The organism is Nocardia transvalensis, from assembly GCF_015477765.1.
Taxonomy (GTDB): Bacteria; Actinomycetota; Actinomycetes; order Mycobacteriales; family Mycobacteriaceae; genus Nocardia; species Nocardia transvalensis_A.
In genome coordinates this window covers 630,782-652,364 of sequence record NZ_JADLQQ010000001.1, presented here as the reverse complement: position 1 = coordinate 652,364, position 21,583 = coordinate 630,782, and the positions used below count along the sequence as shown (strand labels likewise).

Here is a 21,583-nt window from a genome sequence, read left to right as displayed (position 1 = left end):
GGAAGTGCGAGGACCATCGGGATGCCGAAGTGTCAACGGCCATAAGCCAGGAGCTTGTACTGGGCTGCAGTGCGTTGATAGAGATCTTGCAAATTGGAGCCCCGTACAGTAGCTACATACCGGTCATAGGCGATGTAGCAGGCTGGTGGAGCAGTCCAGGAATTTTCGATTTCCGGCTTCGCTTTGAAGCACTGGGCGCCCGGCATATTCGGCGGGCCATCGATCTTGTCGTAGCTGTCTGCGCCTTCGTTCACCAGCGCGGCGATCAGCCTCGCCCCAGCTCTCGAGTCCCGCGTCCGGTACACCAATGCACTGCCGACCGCGACGTAGTCGACTCCCGCATCGTCGTAGGCGGCTTTCCTGAGGTCCGGGCGGTTGGCGAAATGTAGGGCAGCTTGTCTCGGATAGACGCCTGCCGGCTCTTGACCGCCCACAGGGCGTGTGTTCTTGTCGAAGGGCAGAGTACGGCTGAGTAACCCGTCGACGTCCGGCGGCAATGACTCGATCTCGTCGGGTGGAGTGGGCGAATACGCATCCGACATGGTGATCCATCTGTCGAATGCTTTCTTGGTGAACTCGATCAGCGGAGCGGGATCGAGCGGTACGCTGACGGGGTCATTGACGCGGACATGGAAAACCATGTCGCCACGTGACAACCAAGAGCTGGTGAAACCCCCTCCGTACAGTTTAGCTTGATGTAGTGCCGCCACGGCGGCAGGATAGCCGGGTATCTGGAGCGGATCGCCTTGTTCCCGGTTCGATAGAGCCTGCACCGCTGCATTTGCTTGATCGGAATTAGAGAACCGCAAGGAACGCATGAGGACGTAGCGGCCCAACTTGTCCTCTTCACGCCGCTGGCCCTGGGTGTACCAGCCCGCTATGAACCCGGGCGCGAGTTTATGGAAGTCATCGCTGTTTTCTTCTACAGTCGAAAGCTCGGGTGGTTCTTTGGGTGTGTAAAAACGGGACAAGAACCGGTGCGGTTCGTAAATGAACCTACTATCGACGTCCATTGCCGTCGGCATGGCATTGCCAATCCTGATGGCCTCCTGGATGAAACCTGATTGATCGTTTCGAATCCTCTGGACGTCAATCGGTTCAGCGGTGTAGTTTCCGGAGTCGATTTTTGTCACATCGATGGCCGGTGCTGTGGGGGGCGATGCTTGTTTGTCTCCGCCGCAGGCTCCCGCGAGCAGCATCATCGAAAGTGCGGCCAGGCAAGATACGAACCTAGATGATTTCATTCTATCGCTCGGCCTTCTCCAGAATCGCGTACTGCGCAGCGGCACGTTCGTAAAGGGATGTCTGGATCAGCTTGCCTGCAGGAATCGTGTCCGAGACAACGGCGACGTACCGGCCGTAGACGATTACACACTGAGCGTTGTAGCTCCTGTTCGGATCACGTGAATCATATTTCAGGCATTTCGCATCCGGCAATCCGGGAGGCGGTTCGAGTATGTCATCGTCCTTCCCGGCGAGAGAGAGGGCGCTCTGAAGGCGGAAGGCTGCAGCCAGATCGCGCGTGCGGTAGACGATCCCGCCCCGGCGGCCGACCAAGTCCACTCCGCCCTCTTCGAACGCTTTCTTCACTTCTATGGGGTTGCGCTGGTAGTGCAGTTCGGCATCGGGATCGAGCGGACCCACATCCGTCTGGTCGGTTGATTCCAAGGCGTCTTTCGACACCGGAGCTGCCCTGCGCATGATCCCGTCGGGATCGGTCGGGAGATCGAGAATATCGTCCAGAGGTGTGGGTTGCAGCTTGTCCAGTTTGGCGAATTGGAGGTCTATCGTCTTTTTCACGACATTCGCGAGCGCAGACTTATCCGGCTTGGGTATGCCGACATTTATGAGAACCATGTAGGGTCCCCGTGCGATAGTCGATATCGAAAGTGCGTCGTTCGATGATCTAGTACGGGCGTCGGGGTAGCCTTCGATGTCGATCGGATGGCGACCCGGTTCGGAGTTCGTTATCCGATCGAACTCTTCCGCTGCGCCATGACTGTCGGCCTCGGTTGGAAACCTGAGGATGGATACAATGAGCTTTTTCCTACCCCGAAGGTCGCCGTTCGTTCGGGATGCATATACGCCTGCAAGCACTTGATACTTATCGCCTACCGGCTGGTACTGGCTGGGAATGCCATCGGGACTGACCAGGTCAGCGGATGAGGTTATCAGTTTCACCGGGCCCCAGTCGGTGATGTCAGGGTCCACATCGAAAGAGTGGATCAGGTAGCCGAGCATTCTCCTCGACTCGATGCGACGAAATTCGGTGGTTCCTACTAATCTAGGCTTGAACGTGGTCGGCTGGGTCGTAAAGGAGCCTGTCTTCAATTTGTTTATATCGACGGGCGTCATGCCGGGTTGCGGGTGTCCGGCTACTCCGGCGGAGCAGCTGCTGAACCCGGCGATCAACAACACGGCAAGCACAATCGCAGTCCCTGCGATCCACAAAGGTTTCTTGCGAATGAGATTATTGTTCACTGTGGCCGCACCCTCATTCGGCGGTAAGAAGGGCATACTGGGCGGCCGTCTTCTGGTGTAGGTTCTGCAACTGCTTACCCGCCGTCTGAACGACATATCGGTCCACTTGAAGTACGCAGAGGTTCATGATCGGCGCGCCATCTTTGGAGAGGTCCGCGTAACATTCGACATGGCTTCCCAGGCCTTTCGGCGCCGCAACCAGTTTCTGATCGGGCTCGGGACGTGTCGAGGGCCGCCACTTGTTCCAGAGTGCGAGAGCACCCTTCTCAGATCTGCTACGGAAGACGGCTCCGTCTCCGAACGCGACTAGGTCGATATCGCCGTCCTTCATGAAATCCAAATTTTGTTCTTTCATTCCGCTGGCAACGCCCCGGCCGGTATAGACTCCGTCCGGATCGGCACGTAGTTGCTCTTCGGAACTGGTCGGAAGCGTGCGCCCCAGAAGACCACCGGGGTCGAGTGGAATCTTCTCGAGTTGATCGGAGGGTGTTGGAACGAACTTATTCAGCAAGGGAATCTGGACATCCAGCATGCGTTCGACCTGAGATACCAAGGCAGGCAGGTCAGGTGCGGAGGTATCGTCGACGACCTTGATGAAAATGACGTAACGATCGTGCACCGTCCATGACCCGATCGATGAAACGTTCGGCCGCCAATGGGCTTTGGCATCTTTATATTTCGGGATCTCTACCGGCTGGTTTTCCGGATTGTAGGTGAAGTCGTCGTGCTCGAGCGCCGGTCCTACGCTCGACGCGATCTTGGCCTCGGGGAACTCCAAGACAGCGATCGACAAGATACGCCGAGGGGCGTCCGGATCGGCTGCGTCCGTCGCCATCGCGTTCGTCCACCCAGCAACCAGATCCTTGGCGACCTCATCGAATGTGTCGTTGATGACCAGATCGCCCATTCCCTTACGGTTGAGCACCACACGTGGTTTGAACGGCCCGACCGCGTTGTCGGTGTAGGTCGGATCCGCCTCCGACGGCAGCGCGACGAAGTCGGCCAACCGCTGAGCTTCCCGAACCCGAGCTTGCTTGAGGTTCTTGGCATTCCCGATCAGCCGAGGTTTGGTTGGATAGTTCCCCACGTCGAGCTGCGACACATCCGGTACCACCCGAACGGCTCGGCCCGAAACCTCCGCACCGCACCCACCCGTCATCACGCCAACCGCCCCCGCCACCAGGACGGCAGACACCATCCGGCTCCGAGCTGATCTCGTGAGCTGCACGCCCTCCCCCTCTTCGTGTAGGTCTCGCGGCATCCTACTTCAGACACCCGCCCAGGTCAGGTTCGAGAGGGGATCGGGGAGGTGCTGAGACGACCCGTATCCACGCGGGTAGGAAGCTCCCGTAGTACACCAACACGAGCAAGCACGGTACCCACGTCTATGTCCGGTCACCAGCAGGCAAGATCGCTTGGTGGCCAAAAGCTTTCGTTAAGCCACCGCCAAGTGGGGGAGCTGACGATGTGCAGCAACCCGGGAATCTCAACAACTGTAGCTCGCTCGAGGGGGGAGCATGATGGAGTTCAAATTCGTAAACAGGATGCGATCACGGTCTTTCCGGGCAATTACTGTAATTGCCGGGTTGGTGCCGCTGGTTATGTTTCTCGGTGCAGGCGTCAGCAGTGCGGAAGGAAGGTCGGCGAGTGGGCGGACCGTGGTGGGGATAGAGCTGGAGCAGCTGCCGGTGGATTTAGCTGCTGGATGGTACCGGTTCGAGGTGAACGCCCTCACGGGGCAATGGCCTCCCGGCGATAAAGTTCGATTGTTTGTCAAGGTTTCAGACAGCTCCGGCCGCGTGATCGCCTCGGACGATACCTCGTGCGGGGAGAATAATCGGACTGGGTTCTGTACGTATCCCTCATTCATGCACTCATTCGATTCCGCGGAATTCGACAACGATATCTGTGCCCGCGCCGTGGTGATGATTGGCGGGATATCCGAGGAGGCCGTGGAATGCGTCCAAATCGCACCGACGGCATGGCGGTCGAGCTAGCGGCCTGAGGGCAACGCGTGTTCAAAGCGCCGCGTAGTGACTCACTGTCTGCGGGCATTACAAGAAATGGGTATTTTATCATGATTGCGAACAACATGAAAACCACCGGAAAGAATCGAATTCTCGCTCGGCGTCTCTGGACTACGGCCGCGGCTCTGATGCTGGCAGTCGGAGGAGTTGCCGCCACAACAGTGCAGGCTGCCGCGGAGACGGCTGTCGCCGCGGTTTCGGATCAATCTGCTCGGCAGGCCACGCAGGGCACCCGGATGCTAGGCTGGACTGACCGCCGGTTTGCTGTAGGGGTCGACGAATGCCTGCATCTGCCTAACCTGATGTCAGAAAAGTTGCCAGATGAACTCAATCTCGCCAGTCAGCTCGGCGTCAGTCCTGCCCGGCCTAGAAGCGCGGATTTCGACAACGCGATCGGCGAGGGCACGGTGAAATGGGCTGTGCTCTTGGATGGATCGGTCGTGGTCATGCCAGCTGTCGTCATGGGAGTTGAAATCCATCACCCTGTACTCTCCGGTGGCGATCCAGTGTGCGCGGCGGGTGAGGCCCAAATCGAAGGAACTGCGTTTACCGGTTACCTGGGTAACAAGATTAATTCAAATAGTGGCCATTTTCGGCCGCAGCCGAGGGAGGTCAACATCCGAATCGGCCTCGCCGCCTTCGAGGCGGCAGGAGTGCACTTCAAACTTTCAGGAATCGAGAAACAGTGACGCGATTCTATTACGACATTGCCATGCTCGAAGTTCGCGAGCTGATTCAGAGGCTTGTGGATGGAATACCGCTGGATCAGTTGACTGATTCGAACGAATGGCTAGCGATAGTCGAGCAATTGACTGAGAAAATAAGGCTCAACTGTCGGTCGTTCTCATCGCAGGATTGGCAGCGTGCTTCCATTGCGCTGGAAAAGGCCTTCGAGACTGGGGAATCGGTAGGGGCATTCGATCACAACCGAGGCCTGGCACGTCGGCTGAACCTTACGTGGGCCCTGTTGCAACAGGTGGAGCCGAACGAAGGTATCGATATTCTGAACCCTGGTCATGCGGCCGCTACCTACTTGCGGGAGGTGTCGATGACCGCGAAGCAAGCACGTGAACTGGCGGCCAACAGACAACCGCTTGATGAATCTTTCCTTACTCTGCGAAATATCAAGGAAATTCTTAAGCCGATTGTGGGGATCCGCTCGATTTGTCGGATCGACCGGTATGAGGCCGAACTCGATGAATGGGAGCAGGTTCTTCCGCTACTGCCGTGAGCCGCGGACGGGCACGGCAGAAATCAGGGCCTTCGATCCGGAAGGATCGAAGGCCCTTCGCTACTCAGGGATGAAGCTTGGGTCGGGGTGGCAGGTGAGGTCGTTATCAGGGAGAAGCCCGTCGGCCAAGTACCCGTTCACGACAGCGTTCAGGCACGGGCTCAACCCCGGTCGGAATGTCCCGTGAATTCTGGTGTCTGCCAAAGTGATCAGGCGGGAGGCGGTCAGGTCGGCGTGCAGGCCGAGGCCTGACTGGTATGGCGTGCGGGTGTCGCGGGTGGCCTGGAGGATCAGGGCGGGGACCGCGTTGTGGATGGTTGTGGGCGGTTCTACCGGGTCCGGCCAGAAGGCGCAGGCGGTGATGTTGTTGGCGAAGGCGCCGAAGACCGGTTGGGTGGGGCGGGCGCGTTCGATGTTGGTGTAGTACCAGGTGGGGTCGCGGGGGGCCGGCTTGTCGCCGCACATGACGGCGGCCATGCCGGAGGCTTCGAGGGGGACGGCTGCGGTGATTTTGGCTTTCAGGCGTTCCATGTCGAGGGGGTGGCCCGAGACCCCATCGGCGACCATGCGGATGACCTCGGCCAGGTCGGCGTTGAGTTTGGGGTTCAGGAGCAGGGCCAGCAGCATCATCGGGACGGTGTGTTCGTCGACGAGGTAACCGCTGTCGACGATGGGGTGGGCGGCGGCGCGGCGGATGACGTCCTCGACGAAGGCGCGGACCTGGGGAGCGGTGGTGCCGAAGTGGTAGTCGGCGTCGTGGCGGGCGGCCCAGAGTGCCCAGTCGTCGAGTCCGGCCTCGTTGGCGGGGCCCATATCTTGGAACATGCCCAGCCAGTAGCGATCCGGGTCGACGCCGCTGTCCAGCACGATGCGGTCGCTGCGCTCGGGGAACAGTTGGGTGTACACCGCGCCGAGGTAGGTGCCGTAGGAGGCGCCGAAGTAGTTGAGGGTGCGTTCGCCGAAGGCACCGCGGATGACATCCATATCGCGGGCGGTGTTGCGGGTGGTGATGTAGCGGGCCTTCTCCGGGTCCGGGGCGACACAGGAGGTGGCCAGCGCCGCGGCCAGCGTGGTGTCGCGCGCATAACCGAACAGATCGAAACCGGCCGAGAACAGCATGGTGGGCAGCGGCAGCACGCAATTCACGCGATCGGAGCGGCCGATACCGCGCGGATCCATCCCGATCAGGTCGTATTCGGCTTGGACCTCGGCGGACAGCGTCTTGCGGACGTTGACCATCATGCGCAGCCCCGGCCCGCCGGGACCCCCCGGATTCGACAGCAGAATCCCGCGCCGCCGCTGCGGATCGGTGGCGGGGATGCGCGAAATCGCCACGGTCAGCGTGCGTCCCGTCGGTCGGCTGTAATCCAGCGGAACGACCACGCCCGCACACTGTGCCCCGGCCTCGTCGAGAACCGGGTCGGCACAGGGCTTCCAGTCCAGGCTCTGGTGATAGAACCGCTCCAGCCCGGCCGGGGCGTCGCCGGCGGGAGCCGCGCCCGCCGCACCCGTCGGCAGTCCGGCGGCGAACCCGGCCACCGACACCACACCGATCACGAACCGTCGAACCCACCCGACCGGCATCGAAACTCCTGTCCGCGCCAAGGATTCCCCTCCCGGCGGAACGTTACCGCGCCCGACGCATGCGGAGAACAACCGGCCACCACAGATCAGCCGGGCGGCGTCGCGCCGTCGCCTCCCCGGAACCGCCACACCAGCTCGCCGCCGCGGCGGGCATGGGCACGATGGATCACCGCATGCAGCCGCGGCTCACCGCCCAATGCCCTGGTCTGCGTCCGATACTCGGCCAAGGCGCAGAACTGGGTGGACTCGTGACCGGGGCCGACCGGAAGCACGCACATCTCCCACTGCTCGGGCCGCACCGAGAGACCGACCGCGGCCGCCGGATCCGGCCCGCCCGCCAGCACGGACGCCGCGGCCATCGCGCACCCGACCCGCGGGCTGGCCCAGCCGGGTGCGTCACGGAACGGGAAGGGATGCAGCCGGGAAATCGGATGGTGGCGTCGGCACCGTTCCGAGACGGCATTGAAATCCTCGTAGAACAGCAGCCGATCCGTGCCCGGCCGCTGCAGCGCGGTCTGCAGCGCCGCGGCGGCGACCATCACATGATCGACGTGATGGCCGATCCCCAAGGGCGCCAGCACCATCGCGTCGTCGTCGACGAGGTTCGTGAGCGTAGTCCGGATCGCGTAGACCTCGTCGCTGCGAGCGATATCGGCCGGGGTGCGGAACATACTCGACGGCCCGCGCGGCGGCGGCTCGCGAAAGATGCGTTCGAACAACCCGAGCCGACGCGCCTCGGTGCCGAGCACGCGCATCGCCCGATCGTCCTCCGCGCGTCGAACGACATAGTCCGCGAACGCCTGGCGCCGCTCGCCGTGCCGCTCGTCGTCGCGGGCACCGGAGAAGACGGTGAGCACCTGCACGGGCTTACCGCCCGCGACCAGTGCCGCGATCGAGGCACCCAACGCCAGCACCGCATCGTCGAAATGCGGTGCGACGACGACGACCCGACCGGCCGTCGTGAGCACCAGGTCCGCGCCGAAACCCGCCATAGGCAACTCCTCTCGCTGAGCGCGAGAGCTGCCTCCATCACAAGCCGTCCGCACAGTGAGCCTCCTCACCGTACCGATGCCCCGGATCGCGCTCAACGGAATCCCCCCAATTCGGACAGCCGAGACGGCGCGTCCCGACGGGTATCGTCGACAGAACCCGTGGCCGCGAACCCGTGCGCCCGCGTCGAGGACGGACACCCGGTGAAGTACGTTCCCCGCTTACTGCTGTTCCTGGCGATCCCCGCCGTACTGTTCCTGGTCCCGTGGTGGCTACTGGTCCGGACCGCGACCACCGGCCCCCTGCTCTGGATCGGCACGGCGATCTTCGTGCTCGGATTCCTCGCCCTGCCCGCGACGATGATCCTCGGCCACGGACGGGTGCATTCGGATGCGGCTGCCGTCGTGGCCCACACCCTGCTCGGTGTGGCGTGGGTGCTGTTCAGCTGGTCGGTGATCGGGGCGCTCGCGCGGGCGGCGTTGATCGTCGCCGGGGTCGACGACCCGGCGCGGTCCCGGATCGTCGCGGCCGGTGTTCTCGCCATCGCGGTGGCGCTGATCGGCTGGGGCACGGTGGAGGCCCGCCGGGTCCCCCGGGTGCGCACGGTCGAGGTGCCGATCGCGGGCCTGGGACCGGGCATGGACGGGTTGCGCACGGTGGTGGTCACCGATACCCATTTCGGTCCGCTGAACCGACTGCGCTGGTCGGAGCGGGTCGTCGAGGTGGTCAACGCGCAACGGCCCGATATCGTCTGCCACACCGGCGATCTCGCGGACGGCCCGGTGGCTCGTCGGCGCACCCAGGTCGACCCGCTCGGCAAGGTCGAGGCGGCGCTCGGCAGGTTCTACATCACCGGCAACCACGAGTACTACGGCGACGCCCCCGGCTGGATCGAGTACATGACCTCGCTGGGCTGGCAGCCCCTGCGCAATGCCCACGAGATCATCGATCGCGGGGGTGCGCGGCTGGTGATCGCGGGCATCGACGATCCCACCGGCGTCGTGGTCCCCGGACACGGACCCGACCTGCCCACGGCCCTCGCGGGCGTGGACCCGCGGCTGCCGGTGGTGCTGCTCGCCCACCAGCCGAAACAGATCGGTGACGCGGTGAAAGCCGGTGTCGCACTGCAGATCTCGGGGCACACCCACGGCGGCCAGATCTGGCCGTTCCACTACCTGGTGCGGCTGGATCAGCCCGTCGTCGCGGGCCTGAGCCGACACGGCGAGCGCACCCGTCTCTACACCAGCCGCGGCACCGGGTTCTGGGGACCTCCCCTGCGGATCTTCGCGCCGAGCGAGATCACGGTCCTGGTGCTGCGCGCCGCTACGGAGTGACCCGGACGTCGTGCACGAACTGCGCGCAGGTCGCGGCGAGCGGTTGCCAGCCGTCGGACGGGGTTTGGCAACCGACGCTCACCTGCATCCCCGACACCACCTGCACATGCCAGCGGACCGTGCTGCCGTCGCCGGGGAATTCCTCATAGGACAGGCCGGTGCGGTTACCGAAGACGACGTCGCGGCGCACCTCCCCGAATGTTCCGGCCGGTTGGCGGCCGATCTGGGCCTCGAGGTCGGCGGCGACCTCGTCGCTGCCGGCGCCGGGGGCCAGTGACCGCTGGACGAGCGTGATCCGTTGGCGTGCGCCATTGTCCGGCGACAGGTCGACCCGGTTGTCGGACTGCTTCGACAGATGCCACCCGTCGGGCATGCGCAGCTGCACGCGCCCGAAGCTGTGTGTCGCGGAACGGCCGTCGCCCGGCGTCGGCGAGACCGCGGCCGAGGACGGCGACGCCGCCGAGGGGCCGGAGTCCCGGCGCGCCCACCACACGCCCGTCCCCGCCGCGGCGGCGATGACGACGACCGCGACGGCGGCGAGAATCACCGGAAGACGGCGACGCGACGGCCGGTCGGCGCGGGCGCGCTCCCGTAACGACCCCACCCACTCGGTCGGTGGCACCCGGGTGACCGGCTCGAACTGCCGGTGCTGCACGCGCGGCCGCTCGGCACGGATGAGTTCCGCCCCGGGAAGTGGACGCACGTCGACCGGGAAGCCGCACTGCACAGCGATCGCCGAGCGCAGCGCCTCGAGCTGTCCTGGCTCCGAAACACCCTCGACCAGCAGGTAATTCGGCGGATGCCCGGCAAGCAGCCGGGCCACCACCGCGGCGACCGGCCCCGGCCCTCGCTCCTCGATATCCGCGGCGCCCACCGTCGGCTCGTGTTCGCACGCCTCGATCCACACCTGCTGCCCGGACCGGCCGACCAGGCTCACCGTCGTGGTCAGCGGCGCGAGTTCGAGGACCGCGATCCGCTGCTGCTGGCCGGTGCTCGCGCCGAGGGCGGCCGCCCGCAGCGCGATCGGTTCCACCGCAACCTCCGAGACCAGCCGCCGCGCCGCCGCCTCGACCGCGAAACGCCGCCGCATCCCCCACTCCGACGGCACCAGGACGGTGAGCCGGTCACACCGATCCGGCATCCGGAGGTTGGTCAGCACCGTCTCGAACAACACCGCCAGCGCGTCGGAGACCGTCGGCAGGGCCGGTCCGAATGCGATCCGATCGGCCGCCGCCAACCGGACCACCGACACGGCGGGGTAGCGCGGGTGCAGCGGTTCGCCCACAACGAAAGTGGTGCCGTCGCTGGCGGGCACGATCGAGGGCGGGCCGTCCCAGTGCGTGGACTCGCTGCGTGCCCAGACGTGCGCATCGGTGAGGACCACCTCGACTGCCGACATCAGGCTTGACCGGTCCGGCCGAACTCACGCATGGGCGCGATCGTACTCACAGGCTGTTGGCCAGCAGCGCATAAGCGGCCGCCGATCGCTGCAGCGCATCGGTGCGCTCCTGGGCCGTGATCACCTCGACATAGCGCTTGTACGGGATGTAGCAGCGGAACTTGGTTTCGCGCGCCGGATCGCCACTGCTGGTGAACTGCAGGCATTTCGCGCCGGGAACGTTCTTCGGGCCGTCGGTCGGCTCGTATCCCTGCCCCGCACCGGCCATCAGGCCGGTGATCAGCCGCTGACCGGCATCGGCATCGCGCACCCGCACCACCGAACTGTTCTCGGCGACGGCGAGGGCATCCAGGCCGGTGTCGTCGATCAGCCGCTGGCGTTCGGCTTCGTCGGTGGCGATGTGTACGAAGGCCGGGGGAGCGTAGACGGCGAAGCGGTCCGGATCGGGCGTCTGATCGGCGCGGTCACGCACCACGGCCCGGGCCAGCAGCCCGTCCGGATCGACCGGCAGCTCATCGATCCGATCCTGCGGCGTGGGCTGGAACCTGTCCAGCGCCGGGACCTGGGCATCGAGAGTCTTCTTCACCCAGGCCAGCAGATCCGGTTCCTCGGCGCGCGGACGCTCGATGAACAGCGAGATCACGAATTCCCGGTAGGCCATGAAGGTTCCGATGGTGGGAACACCGGGCCGGTAGTGGATGTGGGCGTCGGGATATTTCGACAGGGTGAGTTTGCGGTTCAGGTCCGGGGCGACGCCGAAATCGACGTCCTCGAGTTCGCGTGCGGCCGTGCGGGCGGTGTCGGCATCGGGGAACCGCAGGAGCATGTTGGTGACCGCGGTGGCATCGGGCACCGGGGGAGCGCCTGCCGAATAGTCGCGGTCGGTGCCGCCGGCGGCATAGCCGACGAGCATCTTGCGGTTGTCGAGCACCGGTTTGGACACTCCGGCAAGCAGTTTCCGGGTGGCATCGTCGCTGTCGCGGACGACTCGGCCGCCCTGCCCGACCCGCAGCGACGGGTCGATGCGCACGGCGGGCACCACCGCCTGCGACATCCGCATGCCCTCCAAGAGCGCGCCCTTACCGTTCGCGCGCTGGTCGTACCTGTGCCGGTCGACGGCGTAGGGGCCCACATCCAAGGTGCGGACATCGAGTTCGGCGGCGTGCGGTGTGCCCTGCACGGCGCAACCGGCGAGCAGCCCGGCCGCGGCCACGCAGGCGACGACGACCCGCGGCGCACGTATTCCCTTCATGGACAGCCCCCGTCCCTCACGGTGCGTGATTCACAAATTACCGGACCGCGGCGACGGTCGGAGGCCGCCGAGAATCGGGTGCCTTAACCTGGTGCATGTGGTGACGACCGGGCAGACGTTCTCCGGGGGCCGGTTCCGTTGAAGGGTCGGCAGGTCGAAGTTGTCGCGGGCAACCATGTCGCCGTGCGGATCGCGGGCGCGCTCGTGCTGGTCGCGCATCGCGAACCCGGCCGGGTGAGCGTGGATTCGCCCGCGATGCGGGCGGCCGAGGCGCTGGCGCAGCTGGTGCACGAGGCCTCCGAACGGGTTCCGGGTGGGCCGGGTCGGCTGGTCGCGCGCGAGGCGACGCGCTGGCTCATGCGCGACGCCGAACAGATCAGTCCGGGACGGCCGATCGAGCTGGGCATCCTGTCGCAGGCCGATACCGGCGGGTTGGCGATCTTCCTGCACGGTGGGGTGAGCGCGGTCCTGTCCGGCAGCCGTGGTGCGGAGTACTACCGCGGAGTGGATGCCGCCTTCACGGTCGACCGGGTGGCCGAACCACCCGAGCGGGCCGCCGCGCTCTTCATCGATGACGAGCGCGGCCAGCTGCCGGAGTTGCCCGAGCGCGGCATCGGATCGCTGGCCGAGGGCGTGGCGCCCGCGGCCGGTGCGATCGTGTGGTTCGAGGGCGAGCGCATCCGCGCCCGCGGCCGCGCCACGGCAGGCGCGCACCGCCGCACCGAACCGCGGCAGGACTCCGGTCCGGACGTGCCGACGGAGATGATTGCGGATTCCCCGCGCTCACAGCCGGAACGCTCACAGCCGGAACATGGTCGGCAGCGGCCTTTTCCGGGTCCGCCGGAGCCCATACACGCCGGAGCCGATCCGGAGCCGCTCGCCGCCCCACACGGGGGTACCAACCCCGCGCCGCGACCGGATCCGGAGTTGGAGCGGCGGATGGAGGCGACCGCGCGCGCGACCTCCCTGACGGTGAAGGTCATGGGATTCAAATGCGCGCGAGCCCATCCCAGCGATCCGCGCTCGGCGTTCTGCACCGTCTGCGGGATGCCGGTGGACCAGACCCAGCCGCCCGCCGAGGTGATCCGCCCGCCGCTGGGCCTGCTGGTGCTCGACGACGGAATGACCTTCATGGTGGCCGCGGACGCGGTGATCGGCCGGGACCCGGAGAATTCCGAGGCCGCCCGGCACGGCCTGGTGCCGCTGCGAGTGGAGGACACCTCGGGCGGCATGTCGCGCGCGCACGCCGAAATCCGGCTGGTGAATTGGGATGTGACCGTCGTCGACCGCGGCTCCACCAACGGCACCCGCGCCCGCCCGCCCGGCTACCGCGACTGGATCCGCCTGCAGCCCAATCAACCACTGGCCCTGGCCCACGGCGCGGAGATCATGCTCGGCAACCGCGTCCTGCGTTTCGAACCCGCCGCCCCACCCCCGTTCGGCTGAGACGCTCCAGGAATACCGCTCGGTCGACCCGCCCTACGAATACCGTGCGAAGCACGTATTCGATTCGCCGAGGACGCCCGCGCGGAAGGCGTCGACGCGGGAGAATCCGCTGCGGACGGTCTGTCCCTGGACGTCGCTCGCGGCGAGTCCGTCGGCGAGCAGGCCCGATACGGCCTTGTCCAGATCGCCGGGGGAGAGGGTGAGATCGTCCGGCGCGAAATGATGGCTCGGATCGGCGAGTTTGGCGGTGATCACCCCGGACAGGCAGGCGGCGCGCAGGCCGGTTTTGGCGCCGGTGAGCGGTTGGCCCGCATTCCGTTGCACCGCAAGGGTGTATCGGGAGACGAAGACCACGTAGGCGTCGTAGTCGCCGCCCACCCGGGTCGGGAATCCGTCCTGCTCATCGTCGTTGACGAGGCCGCGCTCGGCGAGGGCGGGGATGTCGGTGCCGATGGTGTTGGTGGCCGGGCAGTAGGTGACCGGGACCGTGTCGGCGCCGTTGCGGCAGTGCAGGTTGGCGCCGTGGTAGTCGTAGCTCGGCTCGTTGCGGACCGGCATGATAGCGGCCATCTGCTTGCTGAGCTTGATCAGGTTTTCCTTGCTGACCTCGAGTTGTTGAGTGGGATCGTAGGACCCGAAGGACTGCGGCAGATTCTTGCGGCGGCTGGTGATGTCGTCCATATCGATCTTCTTGCACGCCTTGGGACCGTCGGTGAAGCCGATCTGCACGGCGGTGACGCGTTCGAAGGCCGAACCGTGCACGGCCTCGGGATCCTCGGGGTTGGCGTCACGGATCGCCACCGTCGCGGCCAGCACGTTGTTCAGCCCGTCGGAGGTGTTGATCGTGAAGTGCGGCGACTTGCCCTCGGCCACATGGCGAATGAACGCCCCCGCGAAGCAGTCGGCCTGCTGCTCCTTGACGATCACCGGATCCTTGGCGGTGACGATGCGGGACATGGTCTGGATGGCGTGCCCGTACTCGTGGGCCAGCACCATCACCACCGCCATCTTGCCGAAGCTGTCCTGCATCATCGGCAGCAGCACGCCGCGATCCCAGCCGATCGTGTTGTCCAGCCGGCAATATGCGGCGTTCACCAGGTGATAGGTGGTCTCCTTGCAGAATTGGGTCTCCTGCGCGCGCGGCGCCTTCGCCGTCCAGGAGAAGAACTTGGTGACCGGGACGAAATCGCCCTCGAACTCGTTGTGATATTCGCCCCGCCAATAGCTCTGGATATCGTCGAGAGCGTTGAGGGCGAGGGTGTCCAATTCGCTCTTGTCGCCGCCGATTGCGGTGAGGCCGGCGTCGGGCACCCCGGGGCGGGGGCCGCTGGGTCCGTCGGTGATGGGCAGCCCGGCCACCTTGAACGGGTCGTCGTAGATGGACACCGCGCGGCCACCGACGGTCCTGGTGCAGCCCGCGAGCAGGGTGGCTGCCAGGGCCAGCACCGCTATCGCGGCCATCATCCGGCGCTTCGCCACGTCCACTCCCTCCCCGGAGGCCGGTCATATATCGGTTTCGAGTGCCGGGCGCGACGGTGCGCGGCAGCATCGAGCCCCACCGATGTCCCAGCCATCGAATATATTCCATCCCATGTCACAACCGGGGGCGCAGACGATCACCGTGCGTCATGAGGGAACCGATCGCGTTTTCGATGTCACTCAGCGCATCACCATGGGCCGTGCACCGGAGGTGACACTGTTCGTGGACAGCCCGCTCGTCTCCCGCGTGCACGCCACCCTCGCCTGGCAGGGCAGTACCTGGGTGCTCACCGACAACGGCAGCACCAACGGCGTATTCGTGGACGCCCAGCGGTTGACGCGGCCGGCCACGATCGATCGTCCGACCCTGGTGCGACTCGGCGATGCGATCACCGGCCCGCTGCTGCACCTGCTGCCCGAGGTCGCCTCGCATCCGGCCCGGCATCGGCCCGCACCGCCGCACCGGATGTCGCATCCGCAGACGCCACCGCAGGCCCGGCCCCAGACGCCGCCACCCGGCCGCGGTAAGGCCCCGTCGCACCCGCAGCGCCCGGCGATGCGGCCCAATTACCCACCGCAGCAACCGGTTGCGTCGGTGCCCAACATCAGCTCGGTGCCCAGCATCAACTCGGCGCCCAATATCAACATGACCACCAAGGCCGACACCTCGGCGCTGCCGCCCGTGCGGGCGCGCGCCTCCACCGCCCCCATCGCCCGCGCCGATCGGATCCCCGCCGCCGGGCTGGCCATCGGCCGCACCAGCGACAACCAGATCGTCGTCAACGATCCGCTGGCCTCGCGCCGGCACGCCCGGCTCGTCAAGGGCGGCGAGGGCCTGGTCATCGAGGATGTGGGCTCGGCCAACGGCACCTTCGTCAACGGCCGCCGCGAGCAGCGCACGGTGCTGCGCGAACGCGACATCGTCACCATCGGCAATGTCGACTTCGTCGTGCAGGACGGCACTCTCGTGCACCGGAAGAAGCCGGTCACCGAGCAGGGACTGCACGTGCACGGGGTCGGGTTCGCCGTCGAGGGCAACAAGCAGCTGCTCGTCGATGTCAACATGCAGGCCGGGCGCGGCACGCTCACCGCACTCATCGGACCCTCCGGCGCGGGCAAGTCGACGCTGTCGAAACTCATTGCGGGCACGACCCATCCGTCCGCGGGCGTGGTGACCTTCGAGGGCCGCGACCTACACGCCGAATACGAGGCCATGCGCAGCCGAATCGGCATGGTGCCGCAGGACGATGTGCTGCACCGGCAGCTCACCGTGCGCCAGGCGCTGGGATTCGCCGCCGAGCTGCGGCTGCCGCCCGACTCGAGCAAGGAAGACCGGCAGCGGGTGATCGACGGTGTGCTGAAGGAACTTTCGCTCACCGAACACGCCGACACCCGGGTGGACCGGCTGTCCGGCGGACAGCGCAAGCGGGCCTCGGTGGCGCTGGAGCTGCTCACCGGTCCGGCGCTGCTGCTGCTCGACGAACCCACCTCGGGCCTGGATCCGGCGCTGGACCGTCAGGTCATGACCATGCTGCGGGAACTGGCCGACGCCGGGCGCACCGTCATCGTGGTGACCCACTCGGTGGCCTGCCTGGACATGTGCGATCAGGTGCTGCTGCTGGCGCCCGGCGGGAAGACCGCATTCTGCGGACATCCGGCCGCGGTGGGTGATTTCCTGGGCACCAGCGACTGGGCGGAGATCTTCGCGCGGGTCGCGGCCGATCCGGATCGCGCCTTCGCCAACTACCGGTCGCGGCAGGCCGCCGCGCTGCCGTCGCCTCCGCCGACGGCTCCCCGTGGACATGCCGGGCAGCCGCCGAAATCCAGTGGGTGGAAGCAGTTCTCGACGCTGTCGCGACGGCAGATCAGGCTCATTCTCGCCGACCGCGGATATCTGGCGTTCCTGGTCGTCCTGCCGTTCGTGCTGGGTGCGATCGCGCTGGTGGTCCCGGGTAACAACGGGTTCGCGGCCGGTCCGCTGACGCGGCTGCCGGACGGGACGTTCGTGCCCAGCGGCGGTAGTGAAACGCAGCAGCTGCTGGTGGTGCTCATTCTGAGCGCCTGCTTCATGGGTTCCACGCTGACGGTGCGCGATCTCGTGGGGGAGCGGCCGATCTTCTATCGCGAACGCGCCGTCGGACTGTTGCCGTCGGCCTACCTGATGGCGAAGGTCATGGTGTTCGGCGCCGCCGCGCTGTTGCAGTCGGCGGTACTGGTGGCCATCGTGCTCGCGGGCAAGAACCCGCCGGACAAGGGTGCGGTGCTGCCCTCGGGCTCCGTGGAGCTGTATATCGACCTCGCCTTCACCGCGGTGACCTGTGTGGTCATCGGCCTGCTGCTGTCCACCATCGCCAAATCCAACGAGCAGGTGATGCCGCTTTTGGTGGTCGCGATCATGTGTCAGCTGGTAATGGCGGGCGGCCTGATTCCGGTCACCGATCGGGTTGTGCTCGATCAGCTTTCGTATGTGTTTCCGGCCCGGTGGGGTTTCGCCTCGGGTGCCTCGACCGTCGATCTTCGGACGCTGTTCGCCAACGCCCAGCCCGATGCGCTGTGGCAGCACAAGCCCGGCTTCTGGTTGCTCGACATCGCGATGCTGCTGATACTCACGGCGCTGCTGTCGGTGTACACCTGGTGGCGGCTGCGGCTGAAGAAGACGACGGCATGACGCAGCTCGGACCCTGTCAACACCGCCGAAAACGGCACGGACCAGGGCATGTACCGGCCCCGTCGCGCGTGTCCGAGGAATGGCAGGCACACTAGTGCGTGTGACGGCTCGAGTTGGGGCAGTACATCTCGGCTGGGATGTGGTGTCCGTGGCCGCCGGCGGCGGTGCGACACCGATCCGCCCGGTCCAGGTGGAAGGCACATACACGCCGCCGGCGTACCTGCTGGCGGATTCGTCGGGTCGGCTGCACACCGCGGGTGTGGACCGGCAACGGCCCGATCTGGGTATCGCGATCTCCGATATCCGTGACGTGCTGGGCCATCAGCAGATCCGGATCGCCGGCGCCACCTGGCCGGTGGAGTTGGTGTTCCGGGCGCGGCTGTACAACCCGCTCGCGGCGGTGGGGAAGTATCTGCGCGGCAAACCGGACGTGGTCGCGCTGCCGTACCCCGACGACTGGCCCGACGAGAAGGTCGACGAATACTGCCGGCTCGTGGAGCTGCTGGACGTCGCCACCGAACCGCTACCGGAGTCGGTGGCGCTGTCGGGATATGTGCGTGCGCTCGGTCTGGTGCATCCCCCCGAACACGGCCGCCCGCCGGTGGGTGCCACCGGTGTCTACTCCGACGGCCGGGTGTGCCTGGTGGTGGCGGTGCACGGCGACGACGAGCAGCCGACCGAATCGGTCGGGGTGCACATCGCGCCCGATGCGATGCGCGATGCCCATTCCGCCGACAACGTGGTGATCGAGGTGATGGCGGCGGCCCGCTCCATCGGTGCCGACACCTCCACCGTGCTGCTCACCGGCAATGTGTGTTTCAACGATGCATTGCGGCTGGCGTTCCAGAACCATCTGGGCCATCGCCTGCGCGTGGCCGATCATCCGATGCACGCGCTGGTGCTCGGGGCGGCCCACCTGCTGGTCACCGACAGTGAGTACGCCGAGGAGCAGCCGTACTACCCGGGATCGGGGTACGGGCCGAATCCGGCTGCGGGGCAAGCGGGCTCCGGCGCGCCGGGCCCCGCGCGGGCCACGGGCGCGCAGGCCACTCCCGCTCCCGGCCCGGGGAATCGCGCTCCGGGCTCGATCGGTCTGGAATCGGGGCCGCAGTCGAATCCGAGCTCGGATCGGATGCCCGGGACGGCCAATCCCGGCATGTCCTCGCCGGGGCCGCGCGGTACGGCGAATCCCGGCGCGGGGCCGCCCGCGACGGACGCTGGGTGGCAGCCGAATGCGGGCCCGGCCTCCCCCGGACCACCGGGTGGCGCCGATCCCGGTGCCTCGGGTGCGGATGCGGGACGGCATATCTGGCGGGCGCCGGAATCCGCCTCGAATCCGGGGGATTCGGCACGGCATGCGTCCGGTTCGCGTCCGATCGAGCAGGGGCCGCGCCATGTCGCTGCCTCGGCGCAACCGTTGCAGCGCCAGCCCGAACCGATGGCGCGGCAGCCGGAAATGACTCCGCGGCATATGGATTCACCGCCCGGTGGAGAGGGGCGGCATGCCGCGCGGGAGGTCGGTGAGGAGCCGACGACGCGCGTCGGCCGCGGCGAGATGACCTCCGGGCCCGGCGACTACGGCAGCCGCTTCACCCGTCCGCCCGGTGCTGCCGATGATCAGGCGACTACCGTGATGGGCCGCCGTCCCGAACCGAGCGGTTCGGGTCCGGCCCCGGCCGAGCACGAGGACGAGGATCACTCGCGCAAGGGCAAGCTGTGGCACAGGGTCAAGGACAACCTGTTCGGCGCCCCGACGATCGTCGGCGCCGTCGCCCTCGCGGCCGCGGCCATGCATCCCGGCACCGGCCCCGACAGCGTGGCTCGCCCCGCCGAGGCGATCTCCGTCGACCCCCAACCCGTCGCCGGCGCATCCGCGCCGACCGCGCCGGGCCGGGCCGCCGACTTCGACGTACGCTCGGCCGCCTTCCAGGCGAACACCGACTTCGGTGCCTGGCCCGCCGTAGAGAAGGCCGCCCGCATCGCCCCCACCACCCCGCAGTGCTCCCTGACCCCTTACACCACCAGCCCCGGCCAGGGCCCCCAGTCGATCTCCGACCGCGCCGACTGCCCCCGCCTGGGCATCGACAACCTCCACTACGTTCTCCCGACCCTCCCCGACGCCATCGACCCAGGCCCACCCATGCACATCTGACCCGTCGTTCCGGCCGAAAGCATGCCGGAACGACGGGACGGGGGCGCCCTCCTACCTTCCCGGGGCCGAGTCGTCCTCTTTCCCGGAGTGGGCGGACATTCCCTTTTCCCGGCGTGAGCGGGTACTGCTTGTCCTAGCGTGGGCGGAGCCGTCTTCATGTTCCCGGCGGGCGGAGCCTTCTTCTTCCCGGCGGGCGGAGCCTTCTTCTTCCCGGCGTGTGGAGCCTTCTTCTTCCCGGCGTGCTCTTCGCCGGGACCGATTTCCGGAGGTGGGCGGGCTGCTGGTATCGTGGCCCGTTGGCGTGCGGTACGTCGCGGGTTTTCCCGTGTCGTCGCACGAGCCCCGGGTCTCAACCGGCCGCCGGGAGCACTCGACCGTTCGCCTGGCTGGCAGCTAACGACGACAGACAAGGGAAGCACTGTGCCTACGTACAGCCCGAAGGCCGGTGACGTGACCCGTAAGTGGTACGTCATCGACGCCACTGACGTAGTGCTCGGCCGTCTTGCCGTGCAGGCAGCGAATCTGCTGCGTGGCAAGAACAAGCCGACCTACGCGCCGAACGTCGATGGTGGCGACTTCGTCATCATCATCAACGCCGACAAGGTTGCCGTCGCCGGCAACAAGGCCGACCGCAAGTTCATCCACACCCACTCCGGATTCCCGGGCGGCCTGAAGACCCGGTCCCTCCGGCAGGTGCTCGAGACCCGGCCGGAGCGCGCCGTGGAGCGGGCCGTCAAGGGCATGATCCCGAAGAACAAGCTGGGTCGCCAGATTGCCGGCAAGCTCAAGGTCTACGCGGGCCCGTCGCATCCGCACGCGGCCCAGCAGCCCGTTCCGTTCGAGATCAAGCAGGTGGCCCAGTGACCGCTCCCGAGGAATTCAACGAGGACATCGTCGCCGACCCCACCGCCGAGGTCGTCGAGGAGGAGTACACCTACGAGGCCGAGCCGGCCTTCACCCCGGGCCCGGTCGTGATCGACCGTCCGGTGCAGACCGTCGGCCGCCGCAAGGAGGCCGTGGTCCGTGTCCGCCTGGTGCCGGGCACCGGCCAGTTCGTGCTGAACGGCCGCAGCATCGAGGACTACTTCCCGAACAAGGTGCACCAGCAGCTGGTGAAGTCCCCGCTGGTTACCGTCGAGCGCACCGAGGCCTTCGACGTGCACGCCCGCCTCGTCGGCGGCGGCCCGTCCGGTCAGGCCGGCGCGCTGCGCCTGGCGATCGCCCGCGCGCTGATCGAGGTCACCCCGGAGGATCGTCCCGCCCTGAAGCGGGCCGGCTTCCTGACCCGTGACCCGCGTGCGACCGAGCGCAAGAAGTACGGCCTCAAGAAGGCCCGCAAGGCTCCGCAGTACTCGAAGCGCTGATCTTGCGACATGCCGTGCTGTGCCCGATCCGATCCCGGGTCGGGCACAGCGCGTTCGAGGGCCGGATCACCTGCTCTCGTGCAGTTCGGCGTCCTCCTCGCCCCGAAGGCAGAGTATTTCCGAATTCGGCTGTGCCGGGTGCTGATTCGATGCGCCCCCTGAACGACGGTGCACGG

General features: G+C 66.5%; 17 protein-coding genes. 9 read left to right on the top strand and 8 right to left on the bottom strand.

The window, feature by feature from the left end:
* Positions 1–32: 32 nt before the first annotated feature.
* From IU452_RS02960 to IU452_RS02950, 3 genes are read right to left on the bottom strand one after another with little or no spacing between them, the layout of a single operon-like run.
* Positions 33–1,202: a DUF7373 family lipoprotein gene (locus tag IU452_RS02960; protein ID WP_195107275.1), complete on the bottom strand. Its 1,170-nt coding sequence runs from the start codon at positions 1,200–1,202 to the stop codon at positions 33–35.
* A 43-nt stretch (positions 1,203–1,245) separates the two neighbouring features.
* On the bottom strand, positions 1,246–2,481 hold the full coding sequence (locus IU452_RS02955) for a DUF7373 family lipoprotein (protein ID WP_195107274.1): 1,236 nt from the start codon (positions 2,479–2,481) through the stop codon (positions 1,246–1,248).
* Between the two features lie 13 nt (positions 2,482–2,494).
* On the bottom strand, positions 2,495–3,583 hold the full coding sequence (locus tag IU452_RS02950; protein ID WP_324192407.1) for a DUF7373 family lipoprotein: 1,089 nt from the start codon (positions 3,581–3,583) through the stop codon (positions 2,495–2,497).
* A gap of 415 nt (positions 3,584–3,998) precedes the next feature.
* Between IU452_RS02950 and IU452_RS02945 the strand changes: the two genes are divergently transcribed.
* From IU452_RS02945 to IU452_RS02935, 3 genes are all read left to right on the top strand, one after another.
* Positions 3,999–4,478 carry a hypothetical protein gene (locus tag IU452_RS02945; protein WP_195107272.1) on the top strand — a complete coding sequence of 160 codons (480 nt, stop codon included), beginning with the start codon at positions 3,999–4,001 and terminating at the stop codon, positions 4,476–4,478.
* A gap of 80 nt (positions 4,479–4,558) precedes the next feature.
* Complete coding sequence (locus tag IU452_RS02940) at positions 4,559–5,197, top strand: hypothetical protein (RefSeq protein ID WP_195107271.1); 639 nt, start codon at positions 4,559–4,561, stop codon at positions 5,195–5,197.
* Positions 5,194–5,739: a hypothetical protein gene (locus IU452_RS02935; RefSeq protein WP_195107270.1), complete on the top strand. Its 546-nt coding sequence runs from the start codon at positions 5,194–5,196 to the stop codon at positions 5,737–5,739. Before IU452_RS02940 ends, IU452_RS02935 begins: the two co-directional genes overlap by 4 nt.
* Before the next feature lie 60 nt (positions 5,740–5,799).
* Here the strand turns inward: IU452_RS02935 and IU452_RS38805 are convergent, their stop codons facing one another.
* Both IU452_RS38805 and IU452_RS02925 read right to left on the bottom strand, forming a co-directional pair.
* On the bottom strand, positions 5,800–7,323 hold the full coding sequence (locus IU452_RS38805) for an alpha/beta fold hydrolase (protein ID WP_195107269.1): 1,524 nt from the start codon (positions 7,321–7,323) through the stop codon (positions 5,800–5,802).
* 86 nt (positions 7,324–7,409) lie between these two features.
* Entirely contained in the window at positions 7,410–8,315 is a 906-nt protein-coding gene (locus IU452_RS02925) for a PIG-L deacetylase family protein (RefSeq protein ID WP_195107268.1), read from the bottom strand.
* Between the two features lie 159 nt (positions 8,316–8,474).
* On the opposite strand from IU452_RS02925, the gene IU452_RS02920 reads away from it, so the two are divergent.
* Entirely contained in the window at positions 8,475–9,647 is a 1,173-nt protein-coding gene (locus IU452_RS02920) for a metallophosphoesterase (protein ID WP_324192406.1), read from the top strand.
* Here IU452_RS02920 and IU452_RS02915 read toward each other — a convergent pair.
* Positions 9,637–11,046, bottom strand: coding sequence for a type VII secretion-associated protein (locus IU452_RS02915; protein ID WP_195107266.1), 1,410 nt, complete (start codon positions 11,044–11,046; stop codon positions 9,637–9,639). The two genes, IU452_RS02920 and IU452_RS02915, sit on opposite strands and share 11 nt — an antisense overlap.
* Positions 11,047–11,092: 46 nt before the next feature.
* Positions 11,093–12,298: a DUF7373 family lipoprotein gene (locus IU452_RS02910; RefSeq protein WP_195107265.1), complete on the bottom strand. Its 1,206-nt coding sequence runs from the start codon at positions 12,296–12,298 to the stop codon at positions 11,093–11,095.
* Positions 12,299–12,481: 183 nt separating this feature from the next.
* Between IU452_RS02910 and IU452_RS02905 the strand changes: the two genes are divergently transcribed.
* On the top strand, positions 12,482–13,744 hold the full coding sequence (locus IU452_RS02905; protein WP_324192405.1) for an FHA domain-containing protein: 1,263 nt from the start codon (positions 12,482–12,484) through the stop codon (positions 13,742–13,744).
* A gap of 33 nt (positions 13,745–13,777) precedes the next feature.
* Here the strand turns inward: IU452_RS02905 and IU452_RS02900 are convergent, their stop codons facing one another.
* Positions 13,778–15,223, bottom strand: a complete 1,446-nt coding sequence (locus IU452_RS02900) for a metallopeptidase (protein ID WP_416382264.1) — start codon at positions 15,221–15,223, stop codon at positions 13,778–13,780.
* A gap of 112 nt (positions 15,224–15,335) precedes the next feature.
* On the opposite strand from IU452_RS02900, the gene IU452_RS02895 reads away from it, so the two are divergent.
* From IU452_RS02895 to rpsI, 4 genes are all read left to right on the top strand, one after another.
* Entirely contained in the window at positions 15,336–17,891 is a 2,556-nt protein-coding gene (locus IU452_RS02895; RefSeq protein ID WP_195107263.1) for an FHA domain-containing protein, read from the top strand.
* 100 nt (positions 17,892–17,991) lie between these two features.
* Entirely contained in the window at positions 17,992–20,043 is a 2,052-nt protein-coding gene (locus IU452_RS37870) for a hypothetical protein (RefSeq protein WP_228816291.1), read from the top strand.
* A gap of 420 nt (positions 20,044–20,463) precedes the next feature.
* Complete coding sequence (gene rplM, locus IU452_RS02885) at positions 20,464–20,907, top strand: 50S ribosomal protein L13 (RefSeq protein WP_195107262.1); 444 nt, start codon at positions 20,464–20,466, stop codon at positions 20,905–20,907.
* Positions 20,904–21,407 carry a 30S ribosomal protein S9 gene (gene rpsI / locus IU452_RS02880; protein WP_324192404.1) on the top strand — a complete coding sequence of 168 codons (504 nt, stop codon included), beginning with the start codon at positions 20,904–20,906 and terminating at the stop codon, positions 21,405–21,407. Before rplM ends, rpsI begins: the two co-directional genes overlap by 4 nt.
* The last annotated feature ends 176 nt before the right edge of the window (positions 21,408–21,583 follow it).

What these genes read in the sequence shown, in the direction of transcription:
- IU452_RS02960 (WP_195107275.1), bottom strand. Translation starts at nt 1,202, where the DNA reads ATGATGCTGCTCGCGGGAGCCTGCGGCGGAGACAAACAAGCATCGCCC.
- IU452_RS02945 (WP_195107272.1), top strand. Translation starts at nt 3,999, where the DNA reads ATGATGGAGTTCAAATTCGTAAACAGGATGCGATCACGGTCTTTCCGG.
- IU452_RS02940 (WP_195107271.1), top strand. Translation starts at nt 4,559, where the DNA reads ATGATTGCGAACAACATGAAAACCACCGGAAAGAATCGAATTCTCGCT.
- IU452_RS38805 (WP_195107269.1), bottom strand. Translation starts at nt 7,323, where the DNA reads ATGCCGGTCGGGTGGGTTCGACGGTTCGTGATCGGTGTGGTGTCGGTG.
- IU452_RS02925 (WP_195107268.1), bottom strand. Translation starts at nt 8,315, where the DNA reads ATGGCGGGTTTCGGCGCGGACCTGGTGCTCACGACGGCCGGTCGGGTC.
- IU452_RS02915 (WP_195107266.1), bottom strand. Translation starts at nt 11,046, where the DNA reads ATGTCGGCAGTCGAGGTGGTCCTCACCGATGCGCACGTCTGGGCACGC.
- IU452_RS02910 (WP_195107265.1), bottom strand. Translation starts at nt 12,298, where the DNA reads ATGAAGGGAATACGTGCGCCGCGGGTCGTCGTCGCCTGCGTGGCCGCG.
- IU452_RS02895 (WP_195107263.1), top strand. Translation starts at nt 15,336, where the DNA reads ATGTCACAACCGGGGGCGCAGACGATCACCGTGCGTCATGAGGGAACC.